Annotated in this window: 17 protein-coding genes; 8 read left to right on the forward strand and 9 right to left on the reverse strand. The window is 72.1% G+C overall.

The features are described from left to right. Window positions 1–35 precede the first annotated feature (35 nt). The 3 genes from KZQ38_RS04620 to KZQ38_RS04630 are packed head-to-tail and all read right to left on the reverse strand — an operon-like array spanning window position 36 to window position 2,709. Window positions 36–1,445 carry a sensor histidine kinase gene (locus KZQ38_RS04620; RefSeq protein WP_308258236.1) on the reverse strand — a complete coding sequence of 470 codons (1,410 nt, stop codon included), beginning with the start codon at window positions 1,443–1,445 and terminating at the stop codon, window positions 36–38. Then, window positions 1,442–2,131: a response regulator gene (locus tag KZQ38_RS04625; RefSeq protein ID WP_219438672.1), complete on the reverse strand. Its 690-nt coding sequence runs from the start codon at window positions 2,129–2,131 to the stop codon at window positions 1,442–1,444. Before KZQ38_RS04625 ends, KZQ38_RS04620 begins: the two co-directional genes overlap by 4 nt. A gap of 53 nt (window positions 2,132–2,184) precedes the next feature. Next, window positions 2,185–2,709, reverse strand: a complete 525-nt coding sequence (locus KZQ38_RS04630) for a M15 family metallopeptidase (RefSeq protein ID WP_219438674.1) — start codon at window positions 2,707–2,709, stop codon at window positions 2,185–2,187. Window positions 2,710–2,954: 245 nt separating this feature from the next. On the opposite strand from KZQ38_RS04630, the gene KZQ38_RS04635 reads away from it, so the two are divergent. Continuing rightward, window positions 2,955–3,752, forward strand: coding sequence for a hypothetical protein (locus KZQ38_RS04635; protein WP_219438676.1), 798 nt, complete (start codon window positions 2,955–2,957; stop codon window positions 3,750–3,752). A gap of 5 nt (window positions 3,753–3,757) precedes the next feature. Continuing rightward, window positions 3,758–5,572 carry a hypothetical protein gene (locus KZQ38_RS04640; protein WP_219438678.1) on the forward strand — a complete coding sequence of 605 codons (1,815 nt, stop codon included), beginning with the start codon at window positions 3,758–3,760 and terminating at the stop codon, window positions 5,570–5,572. Between the two features lie 118 nt (window positions 5,573–5,690). Here KZQ38_RS04640 and KZQ38_RS04645 read toward each other — a convergent pair whose 3' ends face one another. The 4 genes from KZQ38_RS04645 to KZQ38_RS04660 all read right to left on the reverse strand — a co-directional run bounded on the left by KZQ38_RS04645 (window position 5,691) and on the right by KZQ38_RS04660 (window position 11,068). After that, window positions 5,691–6,722, reverse strand: coding sequence for a TRM11 family SAM-dependent methyltransferase (locus tag KZQ38_RS04645; protein WP_308258237.1), 1,032 nt, complete (start codon window positions 6,720–6,722; stop codon window positions 5,691–5,693). Between the two features lie 204 nt (window positions 6,723–6,926). Further along, window positions 6,927–7,694, reverse strand: a complete 768-nt coding sequence (locus KZQ38_RS04650) for an MHYT domain-containing protein (protein ID WP_308258238.1) — start codon at window positions 7,692–7,694, stop codon at window positions 6,927–6,929. Window positions 7,695–7,957: 263 nt separating this feature from the next. After that, complete coding sequence (locus KZQ38_RS04655) at window positions 7,958–10,066, reverse strand: putative bifunctional diguanylate cyclase/phosphodiesterase (protein WP_219438680.1); 2,109 nt, start codon at window positions 10,064–10,066, stop codon at window positions 7,958–7,960. Window positions 10,067–10,249: 183 nt separating this feature from the next. Continuing rightward, a complete protein-coding gene (locus KZQ38_RS04660) occupies window positions 10,250–11,068 on the reverse strand; it encodes an SAM-dependent methyltransferase (protein WP_219438682.1) in 819 nt (272 codons plus the stop codon). Between the two features lie 165 nt (window positions 11,069–11,233). Here KZQ38_RS04660 and KZQ38_RS04665 point away from each other — a divergent pair, with 165 nt between their 5' ends. Further along, window positions 11,234–12,589 (forward strand): cytochrome P450, encoded by a 1,356-nt coding sequence (locus KZQ38_RS04665; protein ID WP_219438685.1) that lies wholly within the window; start codon window positions 11,234–11,236, stop codon window positions 12,587–12,589. Window positions 12,590–12,899: 310 nt separating this feature from the next. On the opposite strand, the gene KZQ38_RS04670 is transcribed toward KZQ38_RS04665, so the two are convergent. Both KZQ38_RS04670 and KZQ38_RS04675 read right to left on the reverse strand, forming a co-directional pair. Further along, entirely contained in the window at window positions 12,900–13,586 is a 687-nt protein-coding gene (locus tag KZQ38_RS04670) for a DUF305 domain-containing protein (protein WP_219438686.1), read from the reverse strand. A 2-nt stretch (window positions 13,587–13,588) separates the two neighbouring features. Continuing rightward, window positions 13,589–14,407 carry a thioredoxin-like domain-containing protein gene (locus tag KZQ38_RS04675; protein ID WP_219438688.1) on the reverse strand — a complete coding sequence of 273 codons (819 nt, stop codon included), beginning with the start codon at window positions 14,405–14,407 and terminating at the stop codon, window positions 13,589–13,591. A gap of 183 nt (window positions 14,408–14,590) precedes the next feature. Between KZQ38_RS04675 and argS the strand changes: the two genes are divergently transcribed. From argS to thrB, 5 genes are read left to right on the forward strand one after another with little or no spacing between them, the layout of a single operon-like run. After that, window positions 14,591–16,240 carry an arginine--tRNA ligase gene (argS, locus tag KZQ38_RS04680; RefSeq protein ID WP_219438690.1) on the forward strand — a complete coding sequence of 550 codons (1,650 nt, stop codon included), beginning with the start codon at window positions 14,591–14,593 and terminating at the stop codon, window positions 16,238–16,240. After that, complete coding sequence (gene lysA, locus KZQ38_RS04685) at window positions 16,240–17,664, forward strand: diaminopimelate decarboxylase (protein ID WP_219438692.1); 1,425 nt, start codon at window positions 16,240–16,242, stop codon at window positions 17,662–17,664. Before argS ends, lysA begins: the two co-directional genes overlap by 1 nt. Before the next feature lie 3 nt (window positions 17,665–17,667). After that, entirely contained in the window at window positions 17,668–18,966 is a 1,299-nt protein-coding gene (locus tag KZQ38_RS04690) for a homoserine dehydrogenase (protein ID WP_219438694.1), read from the forward strand. Beyond that, the gene (gene thrC, locus KZQ38_RS04695; protein ID WP_219438696.1) at window positions 18,963–20,039 is read left to right on the forward strand and encodes a threonine synthase; all 1,077 of its coding nucleotides are present in this window, start codon (window positions 18,963–18,965) and stop codon (window positions 20,037–20,039) included. Before KZQ38_RS04690 ends, thrC begins: the two co-directional genes overlap by 4 nt. Further along, a complete protein-coding gene (thrB, locus tag KZQ38_RS04700; protein WP_219438698.1) occupies window positions 20,036–20,911 on the forward strand; it encodes a homoserine kinase in 876 nt (291 codons plus the stop codon). Before thrC ends, thrB begins: the two co-directional genes overlap by 4 nt. Window positions 20,912–21,213 lie beyond the last annotated feature (302 nt).

Genomic DNA, 21,213 nt, shown 5'->3' on the forward strand with positions numbered 1-21,213 from the left:
GGCGATGTGCGCGGGTGGTGACAGGTCTGTGACGGTCACCCGACTTCGCCGCGCGGCACGGTCAGCGTGAACACCGCGCCGCCGTCGTGGGCGACCTCCAGCCGGCCGCCGTGCAGCCGGGTGTTCTCCCGCGCGATGGCCAGCCCGAGCCCGCTGCCGCCGGTCTGGCTGCGGGCGTGGTCGCCACGCACGAAGCGGTCGAAGACGTGCGGCGCCAGCTCGGCGGGCAGGCCGGGCCCGGAGTCGGCGACGACCACCCGCACCCGCGCCGGGTCCGTGCCGTCGACGGTCACGGTGATCGGGAACGCGCCGTGCCGCACGGCGTTGCTCACCAGGTTGCGGACGACGGTGTGCAGGCGGCGCGGGTCGCCGACCACCACGGGGTCGCCGAGGTGGCGCACCGGGAGGTCCGCGCCCGGCGCGCTCAGCTCGACGGCGTCCGCCGCCAGCGCCGCCAGGTCCACGACCTCGGGCCGGAACTCGGCCGCGCCCGCGTCGAACCGCGACATCTCCAGCAGGTCCTCGACCAGCGCGCTCAACCGCCGCGCCTGGGCGCCGAGCAGTTCCGCCGACCGCGCCCGGTCCGCGGCCTCCGGGCTGTGCAGGCCGTCCGCGGCGGCGATCATGGACGCCACCGGGGTGCGCAGGTCGTGCGCCACGTCGGCGACGAAGCGCCGCTGCTGCTGGTCCTTCTGGCGCAACTGCTCGATGGACTCACCGAGGCGGTGCGCCATCGCGTTGAACGAGTCCGCGAGGTCGGCCAGCTCGTCGCGGCCACGCACGGGCAGCCTGGTGGTGAGGTCGCCGCCGCCGAGCCGGCGCGCGGCGAGGGCGGCCGTGCGCACCCGGCGCTGGACGCCCCGTGCCGCCAGCACGCCCAGCGCGCCGCCGAGCAACGAGATCAGCACGGCCACGACGGCGAGCCGGGAGCGCAGCGTCGCGAGTTCGTCGTCGATGCCGCGCGTGCTGTAGAACTCGGCCAGCAGCAGGCCCGGCTCCACCTCGCCGACGATGGCGAGCTGCCGCCCGTTCGGCGTGTCGATCTCGTAGGACGGCACGCGCCGCGCGAGTGCTTCGTCCACTGTGGACACCGGGATCGGGCCGGGCGCGGTGCCGGCGACCGGGACGTACGCACCGTCCCGCGCGGTCGACACCGGGCCGGACGTGGGCGTGAGGTTGACCAGCGCCCAGGTGAGGCCGAGCCGGGCGCTCATGTACTCGGCCACCCCCGACACGTGCGTGTCGAACTCCGCCGAGCGCACGAGGAACTGGTGCGCCTGCTGGACGTCCGAGTCGAACCCGGCGCGGGCGGAGGCGGCGAACCGGTCCCTGGTCGTGCTCTCCTGGAGGTGGTAGGTGGTCAGCGCCATGGCGACGGTGGTGACCACGGTGACCAGCGCCACGGTCAGCACGACGGCCGCCCGCAGGCCGGGCTGCCAGGTCACGGCTTGACCAGGCGGTACCCGAAGCCGCGGACGGTGCGCAGCAGCGTCGGGTTGGCGGGCTCCGGCTCGATCTTCGCCCGCAGCCGGGCCACCGCCGCGTCCACCAGGCGCGAGTCGCCGGCGTACCCGTAGTCCCAGACCCGCCGCAGCAGCGCCTGCCGGCTCAGCACCTGGCCCGCGTGCTCGACGAACTCGATCAGCAGCCGGATCTCCGTGGAGGTGAGGCTCAGCTCCCGCCCGGCCCTGGTCACCGTCATGGCGACGGTGTCCAGCTCCAGGTCGCCGACCACGTGCACGTCGTGGCGCGGCGGCAGCGCGGGCACGGCGCGCCGCAGGATCGCCTTGACCCGCGCGTCGAGCACGCGTGGCTCGACCGGCTTCACCACGTAGTCGTCGGCGCCGCACTCCAGGCCCACGACCACGTCCACCGCGTCACCGCGGGCGGTCAGCAGGATCAGCGGGACGGCCTCGCTCGCGCGGACCCGGCGGCACACCTCGAAGCCGTCCACGCCGGGCAGCATCACGTCCAGCAGCACCAGGTCGGTCGGCACCCGCCGGTCGAGCAGGTGCTCCAGCGCCTGCTCACCGGTCGCCGCCACCGCGACCTCGTGCCCCAGCCCGCGCAACGCGCGGGACAGCGCCTCGGCCAGCACCGAGTCGTCCTCGACGAGCAGCAACCGCGACACTGGTAGGGCTCCTCGTTCGTAGCACGGCCGTCCGGACAACGGTATACCAGCGGTTACGCCGATCGGCGCATGGCGGGGTGCGGCAGCCGCGGCCGGTCACCCGGCTCCGGCAGGTGCTCGAAGTGCCACCACTCGTTGTCGTAGACGCGGAACAACCCGTAACGCGCCCCGTGCCGCTCCAGCCAGCGAGCGCCCTCGACCGGCCGGACGTCCAAGGCCGTGCCCAGCACGTGACTCGACTCCTCCGGCGGCAGCACCCAGCGGCGGGCCTCCGCCTCCGACCCGAGCCGCCGCACCTCGGCGAGGAACAGCCGCTGCTGCTCCTCGGCGTCCCGGTGGCCGGAGGTCAGCCCGATCAGCACGCCGTCACCCCACAGCGCGTCCGTGCGTGCTTCGGTGAAACGGGCACGCGTGGTGGCGTCCAGGCCGGTCAGGTCCTCGTGCGGGAAGCGTGCCGCCAACGCCCACTGGGCTGCGGTCCGCCGGGCGTCGCGGGGTGAGCGGAGGAACGCGACGGGCAGCAGGGTGCGGGCGAGCAGTCGGGTGGCGTGGTGGAGGACGCGATCGCGGGTGTTCATGGACCCCACGTTCGACGGCGACTGTGCGCCCGCGTTCGCAGGTCGATGACAGCCGTGTGACCAACTGTGACCGGTGCGCACGCGTTCGGGCTCGTGAGCGGCATACGTGCTGTTCGGGACAGTTCCGAACACCGCGATCACGCCCCACGCCGGCGGCGGAAGCGGTTGCCTTCTCGGCGACCCCACCGCCACTTCCCAGGGTGGTTCGTGCCCGGTGGCGGTGTGGGGGGAAGGATGTCGGACTGATGCCAAGGAAGTCGATACCGGCAGCCCGGCGGGAGACCGCCACGCCGCCGGACGGCTCGGTGCGGGCCCGGTGGTTGGGTGTCGCGCTGATGTTCGCTTCGGCGGTGGCCGTGGGGGCTGTCGCGTACGCCATCGGGACGGCGTACGGGGCCGATGAGGCCGCTCGTGCGATCGTCGCCCAGCAGGCCGCGGCGGCGCCGCCGGTCGAGGAGTACCCGGAGATCAGCGCGGAGGACCTGGCGCGGCTGGAGGCCACCACGCCGGCCGAGGAGTCGGCCGCGCCGGTGGTCGAGGTGCCGGTCGAGGTGCCCGTGGAGGTGCCGGTGCCGGTTGAGGTGCCGGTGCCCGTCGAGGTGCCGGTGCCGGTCGTGTCGTCCGGGTCGGTCGAGCCTGTTGAGGTGCCGGACGTGTCCGCGATCGTCGCGGAGACGGTGGCGGCCACCGTGGCCGAGTTGGGTGTGGTGGAGCCCGTCGTGGACGTGGTCGAGCCGGTTGTGGAGCCGGTGGTGTCGGAACCGGTGGTGTTGGCCGCGGCGGAACCCGTGGTGGAAACGGCTGCCGCGGGGGTGCGGGAGTGGCGCGTGCCGGAGCCGGAGATCGCCGAGCCGGAGATCGCGGCACCGGCGGTCGTCGAGCCGCACCGGGCTCCCGAGCGGGAGTCGTTCGAGTCCGGAGTGGGCGATTTCTCCCACTTCTACGTGGGTGACGGCGAGGTTGCCCCCGCGGTGCCGGACGAGCGGCTCGGCGGTCACGTCGACGTCGTCACCGCGGAACCGGTCTCGCACGTCGGGTGGTGAGCCGCGTGGACGACGTCCAGGAATCGCCGTGGCGGCGGGGGTTGCGCCGGCTGTTGCCGGTCGTGGTCGCGGTGGGCGTGGCGCTCACCGCGCCGGCGATCGCGTCGGCCGACCAGACCCCGCCGCCCGGTGACGGGCAGAGTTCGGGTCACCGCCGGGAGGGGTCGTACGAGGGGCAGCACCGCGACCCCGACTCGCGCCGGTTGTGGCCGTTCGGCAGTGCCGGGAAGCACCGCGACGCGGGCATCTTCAAGGAGCCGTACCGGGGCAAGCACGTCAAACGCGGTGTGGTGGTGAAGTTCCGGGACAAGGCGACCGGGGAGGTGCTCAAGCGCTGGGTGCCGTTCGACTCGTCCATGTCGGACAAGGAGATCAACCAGGTCATCCGGTGCATGGTCAAGTGCCTGGGCAAGAAGCTCCTGGACAGCAAGACGCTGGACCCCGCGCAGGGCGTGAAGGCCAGCACGATCGCCCAGTGGCTCTACGAGTGCGGTCTGTCCTGTTACGAGGAACACCGCCAGCGCAAGGCCAAGGGCGATGGCGACGATGACGGCGACACCGGCGGCACGCCCGCCAAGAGCGGTCCCAAGGGGCCGAAGTCGCCGTCGACGGGCACGGCCGTGACGCCCAAGCACGCCAAGCCGTCGAAGGGTGCGAAGACGAAGAACGTCGTGCCCGGCGTGAAGACGGTGCCGCCCGGGACCAAGGCGGTCAAGCCCGAGACCGGTGCCAAGGCGGTCGTTCCGAAGACCGGGACGACGGCCGTGGTGCCCAAGACCGGGGCGAAGACCGGCACTACGGCGGTCGCGCCGAAGGTCGGGCGGGTGGCTCCGTTCGTCGGACCGAAGTCGCCGGTGCCGCTCGGTGTTCGTGGCGGGCGGAGCGGGCTTACTTCTGCCGTCGTGGGGGAGAACAGCTCGCTGCTCGTCCGGGGCTACCTGGATGCGAAGCACCAGGAGTGGTACCGGAAAGCCCTCCAGGACGAGAAGTTGCGCAAGCGGATCATCGCGGACTACCAGGACCTGAAGGACAACAACCACTTCGAGGACTGGAAGCGGGCGTTCGACGGGTCGAAGGAGTTCGCCTCCGGCACCACCCGGGCCATCGCGCCGGACCTGATCAAGTACCAGAAGTCCCTGGACGAGGCGCGGAAGGTAGCGAAGAAGTCCAACGCTGATCCGTTGTACCAGCAGGCGCGGCGGGAGTGCGGTGGTTACGACACCTGTGTGCAGGACCGGGTGAAGAAGCTGCGGGACAAGAGTGCGAAGGGTGTTGCGAAGGCGGAGCGGAACGCGAAGAAGTCGAACGCTGATCCGTTGTACCAGCAGGCGCGGCGGGAGTGCGGCGGTTACGACACCTGTGTGCAGGACCGGGTGAAGAAGCTGCGGGACAAGAGTGCGAAGGGTGTTGCGAAGGCGGAGCGGAACGCGAAGAAGTCGAACGCTGATCCGTTGTACCAGCAGGCGCGGCGCGAGTGCGGTGGTTACGACACCTGTGTGCAGGACCGGGTGAAGAAGCTGCGGCAGCAGGCTGCGGCTCCGAAGAAGACCACCACGGGTGCCAAGAACGCCACACCGAAGAAGACCACGCCGAAGAAGACCACCACGAAGCCGAAGCAGACCACGGCGAAGGTGGACCCGGCCGTGGCGAAGAAGCAGTACGAGGAGGCGAACCGGGTCTGCGGCGGGTACGACACGTGTGTCAAGGACCGGCTCGCGAAGGTGCGCGGCACCGGCGCGAAGGCCACCACCCCCGCGAAGAAGACCGAGACCAAGAAGACCGGGAAGACCAAGACCAAGACCACGAAGACCAAGAAGTGACCGGGTGAGCGGGCGGGTCGGGAGGCGCCTCCCGACCCGCGTGCCCGGCACTACGGCGGCCGGTTCCGGGGCGAGTGCCCGGGACCGGCCGCCGCGTGTGCCGGGAAGGCGCAACGGGTCATCGGCGCACGGTGATCACCTCCGGGTGCTGTCCGGCGAGGCTCACCCGACGGCGGTCGGTGATGGGGAGGGTGGGTGGCGGGGCGGATTCCGGTAGGAGCAGCACGGCTCGGCCGGACGGGGTGAGGACCCGCGCCAGCTCGCGCCAGAAGCGGTCCGGGGTGGTGGCCAGCGCGCCTGCCGCCCGGACCTGCCGGTTCCACGGCGGGTTGGTCACCACGACGTCGACCGAGCCCGAGGCGAGCGGCAGCCGTCCCGCGTCGGCCACCAGCCAGGTGGCGCCGGGACCTCCGGGCCGGGCGGCCTCGTTGACGCGGGCGGCGGCGATGGCGGTCGGGTCGGCGTCCGCGCCGATGGCCGCCACGCCCGCCTCCAGGGGGATGGTCCCGGTGCCGCAGAACGGGTCCAGCAACACCTCACCGGGCCGCACGTCGGCCAGCCGCAGCATCGCGGCGGCCAGCGGCGGGTGCAGCGCGCCCGGCCGGGACGCCCGCCGGTAGGCCCGGCGGTGCAGCGGCGTGGCGGCCACGCGCAGCGCCAGCACGGCCCGGTCGTCGGCGACGGTCAGCCGCCACGACAGGCTGCCCGGCGGCGCGGGCGCGCCGTGGCGGCGGCGGTGCAGGGGCAGGCCGAGCGCGGCGGCCAGCGGTTCGCCCGCCGCGTCCTCCAGGTCGAACCGGTTGTAGTTGCGGCGACCCAGGTACGACGCCGAGACGTCCACCGCGGGCGGCCGGTCGTGGTTGCCGAAGCGGGCCCGCCGGGCGACCACGGCGGCGACGTCCAACGCCGCCACCGCCTCGGTCAGCCGGCCCAGGTCGGCTCGCGCGCGGCCGATCCCGGACACCGCGGCAGCGGGCAGGAACAGGTCGTCCGCGCACCGCAGCCCGAGCACGTGCGGACCCGGTTCGGGGCACGTCCACCACACCTCGCGAGGCGCGATGCGCCGCACCACACCGAATTCGGCGACCTCCGCCGCGGCGAGCGCTTCCACGCCCAGCACCGTGCGCGCCAGCAGGCGCACGGCCTTCACGTCCGGACAACGGGGCCCGGACGCGGTTCACCGCCGGCGCGCACGCACGCCGGAATGGGAGAGATCATGGATCTTCTTCCGCGTCGCGACCGGGACGGCGCACCGCCGTCCCGCATCGCCGGCGAGGGGGATGCCCGTAGCCCGCCGACGGTCGCGTCAGAGTCGGAAGAAGAAGAACTTCACGCGGCCGACTTTAGCGCAGCGTCAACGCGCGTAGCCGGCAGGCTCGTTCAGCGACTTGGTGGTGGTGAACAACGTCCACAGCATCGCCCCGACGACCACACCGCTGATCACGAACACCGGGAACACCAGGTTGAACACGTCGGTGCCCTGCGGCGCGGGCACGGACACGTCGGGCGTCACGCTGACCGCGGCCATCCCGGTGTAGTGCATACCCGTCACCGCGACGGCCATGGCCAGTCCCGCGGCGACGCTCGCGCCCGGCGTCTTCACGACCAGCGTGAACCAGAACGCCGCCGTCGCGGCGGCGATGGCGATCACCACGGACAACGTCACCAGCGACGGGTCGTAGTTGAGGTGGCCCTTGAAGCGGATGGCCGACATGCCGAGGTAGTGCATCCCCGCGACGCCGGTGCCGGCCAGCACGCCCGCGATCACCAGCCGCGTCCGGGTGAACCCGGACCACGCGACCAGCGCCAGGCCGATGCCCACCACGACCACGGCGACCAGCGCGGACAGGGCGGTGAGCCCGGTGGAGAACTTGATCGCCGCGCCGGGGATGTCGAAGCCGAGCATGGCGATGAAGTGCATCAGCCAGATGGCGACGCCGCCGATGGCGACGGCGCCGAACGTGATCCACCGGAACCGCGCGGCGCGGCTGGTCTCGCCCCGGGCCCGCCGCGTGCAGGACAGCCCGATCAACGAGCCGATCACCGACACGGCGAAGGCCAGGACGAGCGTCCACGCGCCGGACGCGAAGTGCTGCATGGAGTCGTGGTGCACGGAAGCCACCGATCTGGGAGGTGGGCAGCAGAGGACGCCCGATCACCCACACTGTGATCGCCACGGGGCGGCCGAACCACCGCAACTAACCCGGATGAGGCATGTTTTCCACAACACACTCACGCATGGTGATCACATTGCGACGGTTTGCCCCGCATTCGGGCCGTGAAATCGGTTTCACGGCTCCGGTGCACGTCAGAGCGTTGCCGTGGGCCTGATCACGCCGCGGCGGGCGCATTTCGGTAATTGTTCGGACCCGCCGCGCCCCGCGTTCACCCGAAGTGCGCCACCACGTCGCCCGGCGGGCACGGCGCGCCGAAGTGCTCACCGGAACCGGCGTCCGCGCCGGCCTCCCGCCACCACGCGGCCTGCTCCTCGGTCCGCACGCCGTCCACGACCACCGCCACGCCGCTGTCCCGCGCCGCCGACACCAGCGCCGGGACGTACGGCGCCCGGTGGTCCACCAGCCGCGCCGCCACCCGGACGGTGCGCACCGGCAGGTCGGCCAGCGCCGCCAGGTCCGCCGGGCCGAGCCCGAAGTCGTGCAGCGCCGTGCCCACGCCCATGTCCGCCAGCACGGTCAGGTTGTCCACGGCCTCGGCGACCGGCAGCACGCCCACCGGCATCCCGACCACCAACCGCTCCGGGCGCAACCCGGTCTCCTCCAACGCCCGCACCACGCGTGACACCAGGTCCGCGTCACCCGACTGCACCGGCGTCAGGTGCACGACCAGCGGCGCGGTGAAACCACCGCGCTGCGCCCACCACCGGGCCTGACCGCCCGCCACGCGCAGCACCCACGCGCCCAGCGGCAGCACCAGACCGGTCTCCTCGGCCAGCGCCACGCACTCGGCGTGCGGCACCACCCGTTCCGGGTGGTCCCAGTGCAGCACCGCCTCGACGCCCACCACCCCGCCCGCGAACGCCGTCACCGGTCGGTACCGGACACCGATCTCGCCGTTCTCCCACGCGCCGGGCATCCCGACCGCCATCGCCTGCTCGCGCCGGTCCGCCGCGTCCTGCCGCGGGTGGAACAGCTCCCACTGGCCGCGCCGCCCGGCCTTCGCCCGGCGCAGCGCCTGGTCCGCGGCACGCAGCAGCTCGGCGGGCTCCTGGTCGCGCGGTGGGCGGCGGACCACGCCGATGCTCGCCGACACGGCGAGCCCGTGCCCGTCCACGAAGGTCGGCTCGGCCAGCTCCTCGTTGATCGCGGCCACCATCCGCGCGACGTCCGGCGTGTGCTCGGTGTTCTCCACGAGGACGCCGAACCCGTCGCCCTCGAACCGGGCGACCATGGCCTTCTCCGCCGAGAGCGCCGCCTTCAACCGCTGTGCCACGTGCACCAGCAGCCGTTCGCCCGCGCGGCTGCCGAGGCTGTTGCACACCATGCCGAACGCGTCGATGTCCAGGTGCAGCAACGTCACGCCGTGCACGGGGTCGGCCCGCCGCAGCGCGCTCTCCAGGTAGGTGCTGAAGAACTGGCGGTTGGGCAGGCCGGTGAGCACGTCGTGCAGCGCCTGCCGGTTCAACTCGCCCTGGAGCAGCATCAGCTCGGTGCCGTCCTCCACGACGGTCACGAAGTGCGCGGGCTTGTCGTCGGCGTCGCGCAGCAACGACGTGGTGAGCGTGATGCGGGCGACGTCGCCGTCGCTGCGCAGCAGCCGCTGCGACTGGCGAATCCGCTCGTGGCCGCCCTCCAGCAGCAGCTTCATCGCCTCGCGCAACGCGGTCACCGAGTCCGGGTGCACCAGGTCGAACAGGGTGCGCTCGGTCAGCTCGGCCGCCGACCGGCCGAGGATCTCGCTGATCGCGGCGTTGGCGCGGACCACGTTGCCCGCGAGGTCCACGATCAGCACGCCGCTCGCCGACGAGGTGACGACTTGGTCGAACCGCGCCTCGCTCTCCTGGAGCCGCCACTTGGCGTCCCGCACCGCCTTGAGCAGGGTGAGCTGCATGCTCTCCTGCTGCTCGAACACGGCCCGCCGGTTCGCGGCGAGGAAGCCCGCGGCCAACGCGCCGAGCCCGGTCGCGATCCGTTCCGCGTGGTCCGGGACGGGCTGGAACTCGCTGAGCCCGAGCAGGCCGCGGCCGAGCACGTCGGTGGTGCGGCGCAGGCCGTGCTCGCCGACGTAGCCCATGCCCACCAGTTCTTCGCCGAGGCGTTCCAGCGCGTCGGCCGCGAGCGGTTCGGCGTGCAACGCGTCGCACAACGCGTCCAGCCGTCCGCGCAATTCGCAGTCGAGCTGCTCCCTGGTGTGCGGCACGACGATCGCGCCGCCCATCCGGTACGCCCACTTGCGCGCGAGCAATTCCCGCTCCCGGGCGGGGTCCGGGACGGGTGCGGACGGCTCGGTGTCCGGTCGGTGGAGTGGGTCAGCCATTCCCGTCGCCCTGCTCTGATTCCAGGATGCGCGGCAGTTTACCTACCCGATGTCGGCATTCGCTCGACCATCGGGGTGAATGGACGCACCCCGGTGGTTTCGGCGATGTGATTCGGATGACGTCGAGTGCTCGTGTTTTCCGCAATGAGCGGGTTACGGCGGCTGATCCGGCTAATGGGGGGATCACCGGATCACGCGACCCACACCCGCATAGAGCAGCATGTTCATCAGCGGCACGTCGGAGACGTCGCCGGGGCCGCCCGGCCGCCACTCGGCGCACCCGACCAGTCCCGGCTCGACGAGTTCGAAGCCGTCGAACAACGCCAGGACCTCGGCGTGCGACCGCACCGTCATCTGGTCGCGGCTGCCGCTGTCCTTGATCATCTCGGCGGCCCGGTGCATGGACCGGCCCGCGTGGTCGGCGCTGACGTGGCTCGCGGCGAAGTAGCTGCCCGCCGGCAGCGCGTCCCGGTACGCGGCGACCAGCGCGCCCGGGTCCCACTCGTCCGGGATCCAGTGCAGCATCAGCATCATCAGCAGGCCGACGGGCTGGTCCAGGTCCAGCAGGCGGCGGGCCTGCGGGCTGTCCAGGATGCCCGCCACGTCACGCATGTCGGCCCGCACGATGGCCGCCCGGTCGTTGTCGGCGAGCATCAGCTCGCTGTGCGCGACCGCGATGGGGTCGCGGTCCACGTAGACCACCCGGCACTCCGGGTCGATGCCCTGGGCCACCTCGTGCACGTTGGACACGGTCGGGATGCCGGAGCCGATGTCCAGGAACTGCCGGACGCCCTGGTCGACCATGAACCGCACCGCCCGGCCGAGGAACGCCCGGTTCACCCGCGCGCCCGCCCGCAGGCCCGGCATCATCCGGTCGATCTTCAGCGCGATCTCCCGGTCGACCGCGAAATTGTGCGCGCCGCCCAGCATGAAGTCGTAAGCACGCGCGATGCTCGGCACGGACACGTCGACAGTCTGCGGAACCCAGTCCGATCGGACCACGCGTACACCTTCTTCGACTCGGAGGAGCACCAGAGTTTAACGATCCGCGGTCTTCGCCAGTTGGGCCATCAGCGTGACCCGTGTATCACCCGATCGGTCACTCCACGCTCGACTGAACGACGCCTACGGTAGTTGTTTCTCGGATCATGCACACAAGGGGTTACGATGTCCGTCCCGATTGCGCCCGGTCGGCTTCCCTTACTCGGCCACACCGTGTCACTGCTGCGGCGGCGCGCGGAATTCACCTCGTCCCTGCGCGAGCGCGGGGAGATCGTGAAAGTGCACCTGGGTCCCGTGCCGACTTATTTCGTCACCAGCCCGCGGTTCACGCACCAGGTCCTGGTCACCGACGGCGCGCGGTTCCGGAAGGGAATCATGTTCGAGCGGTTCCGGCCGTTCCTGGGCAACGGGCTGGTGCTCTCCGAGGGCGCCTACCACCGCCGGCAGCGGCGGATGGTGCAGCCCGCGTTCCACCGCGACCGCATCACCCGCTACGCCGAGACCATGGTGCGTGCCGCCACCGACCTCGTGACGAGCTGGCGGCCGGGGGAGGTTCGCGTCGTGGAGCACGACATGCAGGCGTTGGCCGTGACCATCGTCGGCGAGGTGCTGTTCTCCACCGAGCTGGGGCAGCGGGCCATCGCCGAGCTGCGCCGGTCGGTGTTCGACATCACCAACAACGGCATGGTGCGCGGCCTGTCCCCGGGCTTCGTCTCCCGGCTGCCGCTGCCGGTCAACCGCCGGTTCGACCGCGCCACCGAGCGGATGCGGGCCATCGTGCTGGAGGTCGTCGCCGGCTGGCGCGCCGACCGCGTCGACCGGGGCGACCTGCTGTCCACGTTGCTGCTCGCCCAGGACGAGGAGACCGGCGAGGGCATGACCGACGAGCAGGTCTACGACGAGGTGGTGACCATGCTCGCGGCGGGCATCGAGACCTCCGCCGTCGCGCTGGGCTGGGTGTTCCACGAGCTGGCGCGCAACCCCGACGTGGAGCGCCGGGTGCACAGCGAGGTGGACGAGGTGCTGTCCGGGCGCCCGGTGACGGCGGCGGACGTGCCGAAGCTCGGTTACCTGCGCCAGGTGGTCAACGAGGTGCTGCGCAAGTACCCGATCTGGTTGCTCATGCGCCGGGCCCTGGAGCCCGTCGACCTCGCGGGCACCGTGCTGCCGACGGGTGCCGAGGTGATCATCAGCCCGCACGCCGTGCACCACGACCCGGCGAACTACCCGGACCCGGAACGCTTCGACCCCGACCGCTGGACGTCGGATCGGGCGGCGGCGCTGCCCAAGGGCGCGTTCGTGCCGTTCGGCGGCGGTATCCGCCAGTGCCTCGGCAACGTCTTCGCGCAGACCGAGATCGTCATCGCGCTGGCCACGGTCGCCGCGCGCTGGCGGCTGGTGCCCGCGCCCGGCAGCCGGCCGCGGCAGAAGTTCACCAGCGCCGCCTACCCGGTGGACCTGCTGATGACGCCCGTGCCCCGAGAGCCGCGGCCCGCGGGAACTATCAGGGAGGCTCCCTGAAAGTTTCGGCCCGCGGGATCTTTCAGGCAGGCTTCCTGAAAGTTTCGCCCGGCGGCCCGGCGACCAGGCAGCCCGGCGGTGCCGGCCAAAGTGTCCTGGCGGCGGCCAAGTGCGGCGACGCGGTGGCCAGGTGCGGCGACGGTGGCCAAGTGCAGCGGCGGTGGCGGCTCGGCGGCCCGGTGCACCCGCCGGGATCTATCAGGGAGGCTTCCTGAAAGTTTCGCCCGCGGGATCTATCAGGGAGGCTTCCTGAAAGTTTCGGCCCGCGGGATCTTTCAGGCAGGCTTCCTGAAAGTTTCCGCCCCGGCGGCTAGGGCAGGGGAGCGGCGCCGCGTTCGGCTATGAGCTGCTTCATGTACTCGCTCTCGCTCGACTGCGACTTGAGCATGTTCTCGGCGAGCGTGCGGACCACCGGGACCCCGGCGTGCGTGGCGCCGTACTGGGCCATCGGCGCGCCGCCCTGGTGGTGGCGGAGCATCAGTTGCAGGAAGTACACGTCGAACTGGTCGCCGGACAGCGAGCGCAGTCGCGCCAGCTCCTCCGACGTGGCCATGCCGGGCATCAGCCCGGTCTGGCCGGTGGCCGTGCCCGAGCTGCCGTGCGCGTGCGAGGACGACGCCATCCACTTCATGTGGGTGTCGTCGGGCGACTGCTCCGGCATACCCCACAGGGTGAGCCAGCCCTTCATCCGGCCGACCTGCTCCAACTGCGTCGACTCGATGTCGAACGCGAGCTGGCGGATCGCCGGGTTCTCCGTCTTGTCCCGCGCGGTGTTGGCCATGGTGATGCCCTGGAGGTGGTGCACCGACATGTCCTGCGCGAAGCCGACGTCCACCGAGTCCTTGGCGGGCGCGGCGGACGTGTCGGAACCGGGCAGCTTGATCAGCAGGCCGACCGCCGCGCCGAGCAGCAGGACGGCGACCACCGCCACCGTGACCACTACGGCCCTGGTGGCGGTGGCGCCGCGCGTCGGCTGCCCGGTGTCCGGAGAGGCCAAGGTCAGCTGCTCGGCTGGGTCGTGGGCGCGACGGGCATGTCGCTCGGCGTGCCGCCGGTCTCGGCCTGGTCGGTCGTGCCGCCCTCCATCGGGACCGCGTCGGCACCCGGCTTCTCGGCCACGAACGGCGGCGGGTTGTCCACGTCGAACGTGGTGGAGTCGCAGGCCGCGCCGATCTCCGGGTAGGTGTACTGGTTGCGGCGCAGCGACTGGATGAACTGGTCGATCCGCTCGTCGTCGGCGCTCTCCACCTTGAGCTGGTGGCCCCACGCCTGGAGGGAGATCGGCTTGTCCAGGCCGGGGTACGGCGACAGCATCGTGTACTGCTTGCCGTCCGCGCGCCGCTTGAGCTTGTCCAGCGCCTCGCCCGTCACCTGGTCCGGGTTGTACGCGATCCAGACCGCGCCGTGTTCCAGCGAGTGGACCATGTTCTCGGTGCGCACGGCCTTCGTGTACACGATGCCGGTGCAGTTCGCCCACGCGCCGTCGTGCGGACCACCGAAGGGCGGGGACTGGTCGTAGGCCACCCGCTGCGTCGGCTGCACGTGCTTGCCGGCCGCGTACTCCTTCTTGGTGACGCCCTGGATCTGGTCCGAGGGGTCCTTGTTGTCCTCGGAGGGGTTCCACTTGGCCAGGGCGGCCTCGTTGGCGTTCTTCTCCGAGATCTGCGCGTACGCGTAGCCGAACACCGTGCCCGCCAGCGCCAACACGGCGATGACCGCGATGATTGTGCCCCAGGGCTTCGGCTTCTTCGCCACCACCGAGGACCGCGCCGCCGCCACGCTGGAGCGCGCGGCCTTAGTCTTCTTGCCGCTGGTCATGTCCGCCTCAGGTCAGTCGTCATACGCCCATGCCGCGGGCCAGTGTAGGGACAACGTGTCGGATCGCCGTCAACTGCCGCTCACGTGGTGTGGCCGTTAACACTTACCCGGTCCGACCGGTTCCCACACCTCGGGACGCCATCCCCGTCGAGACCAGCGGGAACACTTCCCTAGACTTAACGGGTGACTCCCGCTGCGCTCGCTGAACTGGTCCGCGCGACGGCCGTGGACGTGTTGTCCGCCCGCGGCCTCGACCCCGCCGCCCTCCCCACCGCGGTGACCATCGAGCGACCCCGCAACCCCGAGCACGGCGACTACGCCACGAACCTCGCGCTCCAGGTCGCGAAGAAGGTCGGCGTCGTGCCGCGCGACCTGGCGACGTGGCTCGCGGAGGCGCTCGCCGGCACCGCCGCGATCGCGTCCGCCGACGTGGCGGGTCCCGGCTTCCTGAACATCCGCCTGGCCGCCGACGCGCAGGGCGAGATCATCAGCGAGGTGCTGCGCGCGGGCGACGCCTACGGCCGCGGCGACCAGCTCGCCGGCGTCAAGATCAACCTGGAGTTCGTGTCCGCGAACCCCACCGGCCCGGTCCACCTCGGCGGCACCCGCTGGGCCGCGGTCGGCGACGCGCTCGGCCGCGTGCTGGCCGCGAGCGGCGGCGACGTGACCCGCGAGTATTACTTCAACGACGCCGGCGCGCAGATCGACCGCTTCGTGCGGTCCCTGATCGCCGCCGCCAAGGGCGAGCCCGCGCCCGAGGACGGCTACGCGGGCGGCTACATCGGCGACATCGCGGCCGAGGTGCTCAAGCGCGAGCCCGGCGCGCTCACCGCCGAGGACAGCCACGAGGTGTTCCGCCGGATCGGCGTGAACCTCATGTTCGAGGAGATCAAGCGGGACCTGCACGACTTCGGCACCGACTTCGACGTCTACTTCCACGAGAACTCGCTGCACGAGTCGGGCGCGGTGGGCAAGGCCATCGAGCAGCTCAAGGCGTCCGGCGGGCTGTACTTCGAGAACGGCGCGTGGTGGCTGCGGTCCACCGAGTACGGCGACGACAAGGACCGCGTGGTCGTCAAGAGCGACGGCGACCCGGCGTACATCGCGGGTGACATCGCCTACTTCCTGGACAAGCGGTCGCGCGGCTTCGACCTGTGCATCTACATGCTCGGTGCGGACCACCACGGCTACATCGGCAGGCTCAAGGCCGCCGCCGCGGCGCTCGGCGACGACCCGCGGACCGTCGAGGTGCTGATCGGCCAGATGGTGAACCTGGTCAGCGACGGCAAGCCGGTCCGGATGAGCAAGCGCGCGGGCACCGTCATCACCATGCAGGACCTGGTGGACGCGGTCGGCGTGGACGCGGCCCGCTACGCGATGACCCGGTCGTCGGTCGACTCCACCCTGGACATCGACCTCGACCTGCTGCGCAAGCGCAGCAACGAGAACCCCGTCTTCTACGTCCAGTACGCCCACTCGCGGATCAGCTCGGTGCTGCGCAACGCGGCCGACCTGGGCATGACGCCGAACGAGTCGTTCGAGCTGCTGACCCACGACCGGGAGGGCGACCTGATCCGCACCGTCGGCGAGTTCCCGCGCGTCGTGGCCACGGCCGCCGAGCTGCGTGAACCGCACCGCGTCGCCCGCTACCTGGAGGAGCTGGCCGGCACCCTGCACCGGTTCTACGACACGCCGGAGTGCCGCGTGCTGCCGCGTGGCGACGACGAGGCGACCGAAGTGCAGCGCGCGCGGCTCCAGCTGTGCGTCGCCGCCAAGCAGGTGTTCGCCAACGGCCTCGGCCTGCTCGGCGTGACCGCCCCGGAGCGGATGTGATGCGCGCGCACCCGGCCGGTCCCCGGCACGCCGACGTCCTGGTGCCCGCCAACACCGCGGGCAACCGACCGTCCACCGCGGAGGAGCTGGACCACCTGCACCCGCAGGTATGGCCGCGCAACGCGGCCCGCCGCGACGACGGCGCGGTGGCGTTCGCCGGCGTGGACGTGCGCGCCCTCGCCGAGGAGCACGGCACGCCGCTGTTCGTGATGGACGAGGCCGACTTCCGGTCCCGCTGCCGCGACCACGCCGAGGCGTTCGGCGACCCGGCGCAGGTGCACTACGCGTCCAAGGCGTTCCTCTCCGTCGCGGTGGCCCGGTGGGTCGCCGAGGAGGGGCTGAGCATCGACGTGTGCAGCGGTGGCGAGCTGGCCATCGCGCTGCGCGCCGAGTTCCCGCCGGAGCGGATCGCGCTGCACGGCAACAACAAGTCGATCGCCGAGCTGACCGCCGCCGTGGAGGCGGGTGTCGGCGCGGTGGTGCTCGACTCGTTCTTCGAGATCGCGCGGCTGGACCAGCTCGCCCGCGAGCGCGGGCGCGTGCAGCCGGTGATGATCCGGGTGACGGTCGGCGTGGAGGCGCACACCCACGAGTTCATCGCCACCGCGCACGAGGACCAGAAGTTCGGCTTCTCGCTGTCCTCCGGCGACGCCGCCGAGGCGGCCCGGCGGGTGCTGAAGTCCGAGGGCCTGCGCCTGATCGGCCTGCACAGCCACATCGGCTCGCAGATCTTCGACGCGAGCGGTTTCGAGGTGGCGGCCCGCCGGGTGGTCGGCCTGCTCGCCGAGATCCGCGACGAGCACGGCGACGACGTCCTGGAGCACGTGGCGACCGTCGACCTCGGCGGCGGCCTCGGCATCGCCTACACGCCGGACGAGGACCCGCCGCCGCCCGCCGAGCTGGCGCGGCAGCTGCACAACATCGTGTCCAAGGAGTGCGAGCACGCCGGGCTGCCGATGCCGAAGATCGCGGTCGAACCGGGCCGGGCCGTCGTCGGTCCGGGCACGGTCACCGTGTACGAGGTGGGCACCATCAAGGACGTGCAGCTCGACGCGGGCGCGGTGCGCCGTTACGTCAGCGTCGACGGCGGCATGAGCGACAACATCCGCACGGCCCTGTACGACGCCGTCTACGACTGCAAGCTGGTGTCCCGCAAGGCGACGCCGGACGTGCCCGCCGTGCTGTGCCGCGTGGTCGGCAAGCACTGCGAGTCCGGCGACGTCGTGGTGCGCGACTGCTGGCTGCCCGGCGACCTCGCGCCCGGCGACCTGATCGCGGTCGCCGCCACGGGCGCGTACTGCTACTCGATGGCGAGCGGCTACAACCGGCTGCCGCGGCCGGCGCTCGCCGCCGTCGCGGCCGGCCAGTCCCGGTTGCTGCTGCGCCGGGAGACCGAGGAAGACCTGTTCCGCCTGGAGGTATGAGACGTGCCTGCCCCTGCCCCGATCAAAGTCGCGCTGCTCGGCTGCGGCACGGTCGGCACCGAGGTGGTCCGCCTGCTGACCGACCAGGCGCCGGACCTCACCGCGCGCGTCGGCGCGCCCGTCGAGCTGGCCGGCATCGCGGTGCGCAAGCCCAACAAGCACCGCGAGGTGCCCGCCGAACTGCTGACCACCGACGTCGACGCGCTGCTGGAGTCCGACGTCGACGTGGTGGTGGAGGTCATCGGCGGCATCGAGCCGGTGCGCACCTGGCTGCTCAAGGCGCTCAACGCGGGCAAGTCGGTGGTCACCGCCAACAAGGCGCTGCTCGCCGAGCACTCGGCCGAGCTGTTCGAGGCGGCCGACCGGTCCGGCGCGGACCTGTACTTCGAGGCGGCCGTGGCGGGTGCGATCCCGCTGCTCCGGCCGCTGCGCGAGTCGTTGGCGGGTGACCGCATCACGCGGGTGATGGGCATCGTCAACGGCACCACCAACTTCATCCTCTCCGGCATGGACGCCACCGGCGCGGGTTACGGGGAGGCGCTGGAGGAGGCCACCCGCCTCGGCTACGCGGAGGCCGACCCGACCGCCGACGTGGACGGGTTCGACGCCGCGTCGAAGGCCGCGATCCTGGCGTCGCTGGCCTTCCACAGCCGCGTGACGGCCGCCGAGGTGCACCGCGAGGGCATCGCGTCGGTCAGCGCCGCCGACATCGCCGCCGCGAAGGGCCTCGGCCGGACCGTGAAGCTGCTCGCCATCTGCGAGCGCGTCACCCAGGGCGGCGCGGAGTCGGTGTCCGTGCGCGTGCACCCGGCGATGATCCCCCGGACGCACCCGCTCGCGGGCGTGCACGGCGCGTTCAACGCGGTGTTCGTGGAAGCCGACGCGGCGGGCGAGATGATGTTCTACGGCAAGGGCGCGGGTGGCGCGCCCACGGCCAGCGCGGTGCTCGGCGACCTGGTCGCCGTGGCCCGCAACCGGGTGCAGGGCGGGCGCGGCCCGCGGGAGTCGGCGTACGCCGCGCTGCCCGCGCGGCCGATGGGCCAGACGCCCACCCGGTACCACATCAGCCTCGACGTGGCCGACAAGCCGGGTGTGCTGTCGCAGGTCGCGGCGGTGTTCGCGGAGCACGACGTGAGCATCGCCGCGGTCCGGCAGGAGGGACGGGTGGACGACGCCGGACTGGTGATCGTCACCCACGCCGCGACCGACGCGGCACTGCGGTCGACCGTGGACAAAATCGGCGGACTGCCCGTGGTTCGGGAAGTGGTCAGCGTGATGCGGGTGGAAGGCGAAGAGACATGACGATCCAAACGGGTGTGCGGCCGGGCTGGCCCGGCATCATCCACGCCTACGCGGACCGGATCGAACTCCCGGAGGGCGCGCGGGTCGTCACCCTCCACGAGGGCGGCACGCCGCTCGTGGCCTCGGACTACCTGTCCGACGTCACCGGGTGCCGGGTCCACGTCAAGGTGGAGGGCGCGAACCCGACCGGCTCGTTCAAGGACCGCGGCATGACGGTGGCCATGACGCACGCGCTGGCCAGCGGCATCAAGGCGGTGATCTGCGCGTCCACCGGCAACACGTCGGCGTCGGCCGCCGCGTACGCGGCCAAGGCGGGCCTCACCGCGGCCGTGCTGGTGCCGCGCGGCAAGATCGCGCTCGGCAAGCTCGCGCAGGCCGTGGCGCACGGCGCGCGCATCCTCCAGATCGACGGCAACTTCGACGACTGCCTCGAACTGGCCCGCAAGACCTCCGCCGAGTACCCGGTGACGCTGGTGAACTCGGTGAACCCGGTCCGGCTGATCGGCCAGAAGACGGCGGCGTGGGAGATCTGCGACGTCCTGGGCCGCGCGCCGGACGTGCACTGCCTGCCGGTCGGCAACGCGGGCAACATCACGGCGTACTGGCGTGGTTACTCCGATTACCGCGCCGAGGGGATCACCGACTCCGCGCCGCGCATGTTCGGCTTCCAGGCCGCGGGCGCCGCGCCGCTGGTGCTCGGCGAGCCGGTGGCGAACCCGGAGACCGTGGCGACCGCGATCCGCGTGGGCAGCCCCGCGTCGTGGGCGGGCGCGGTCACCGCGAAGGAGGAGTCGGGCGGGCTGTTCGAGGCCGTCACCGACGAGCGCATCCTGGAGGCGTACCGGCTGCTGGCCGCGCACGACGGCATCTTCGTGGAGCCCGCCTCCGCGACCAGCGTGGCGGGCCTGCTCGCCACCGCCGCCGACGGCCGGCTGCCGAAGGGCTCCACGGTCGTCTGCACGGTGACCGGCCACGGGTTGAAGGACCCGGACACGGCGCTGCTCGGCATGGCCGAGGTCGAGCCCGTCCCGGTCGACCCCGGCGCGGTCGCCACCGCGCTGGAACTGGCATGACCGGCGTCCGGGTCACCGTCCCGGCGTCCACCGCGAACCTCGGCTCCGGCTTCGACGCCCTCGGCATGGCCCTGGGCCTGCACGACGAGCTGGAGTTCGAGGTCACGGCGGGCGGCTTGGCCATCGAGGTCGAGGGCCAGGGCGCGGACGGCGTGCCGGACGACGAGGGTCACCTCGTGGTGCGCGCCTTCCGCGCCGCGTGCGCGCGGTTCGCGCTCGACGTGCCGGGGTTGCGCCTGCGTTGCCACAACACCATCCCGCACGCCCGCGGCCTCGGCTCCTCGTCGGCGGCCGTGGTGGCGGGTGTGGCGGCCGGATACGCGTTGGCCGGGCACGAGTTGGACACGAGCGCGTTGCAACTCGCCGCGGAGTTCGAGGGGCACGCCGACAACGCCGCGGCGGCGATGCTGGGCGGCGTCGTGATCGCCTGGTCGGAGGGTGACCGCTTCCACGCGGCGCGGCTCGACCCGCACCCGGACCTCGCGCCCGTGGCGCTGGTCCCGAACCACCGATCGGAGACGAGCACGACCCGCGGGCTGCTGCCGGCGGCCGTGCCGCACGGGGACGCCGCGTTCGCCGCCGGCCGGGCCGCGCTGGCCGTGCACGCGTTGACCACCGACCCGGCCCTGCTGCACACCGCCCTGGACGACCGCTTGCACGAGACGTATCGGGAGGCGGCTTGGCCGGCGACGTTCGCGCTGGTCAAGACGCTACGGGAAGCCGGAGTGCCGGCTGCCGTCTCGGGTGCCGGACCCACGGTCCTGGCACTACCCGAGGACGGCAAGCTCCCCGAAGGGGTGGACGTGAGCGGTTTCACACCCCACCACGTTCCGGTTGATGTGACGGGAGTGCGCGTTGCGCCACTCGGCTGAGTGACACGACGCGCCGCGCCCCGGTTGTTGCACGTGGCCGGACCGCCGTCTACCCTCGGGGCCATCAGTCACCGCGCGCACGGGCGCCGGTGTGGTGCCCGGACACTCGCTCCGGATCGCATTCCTCCAGTGACTTGGCCCTGTGCCGTATGGACGGGGTTGGCGCTGGAAGGCACCCGCTCGCCGTGTGACCGAGAACGTCTCGTGCCGGTGGACTCCGTTTTCGCGCGTGTTTCCGCACGCCGAGGTCCTCTGGAGCAGGCGAAAACTGCCAGTCCGCATTCCGTCGGACGGCAGGTCCG

Source organism: Saccharothrix obliqua (genome assembly GCF_019375475.1).
GTDB classification, from domain to species: Bacteria; Actinomycetota; Actinomycetes; order Mycobacteriales; family Pseudonocardiaceae; genus Actinosynnema; species Actinosynnema obliqua.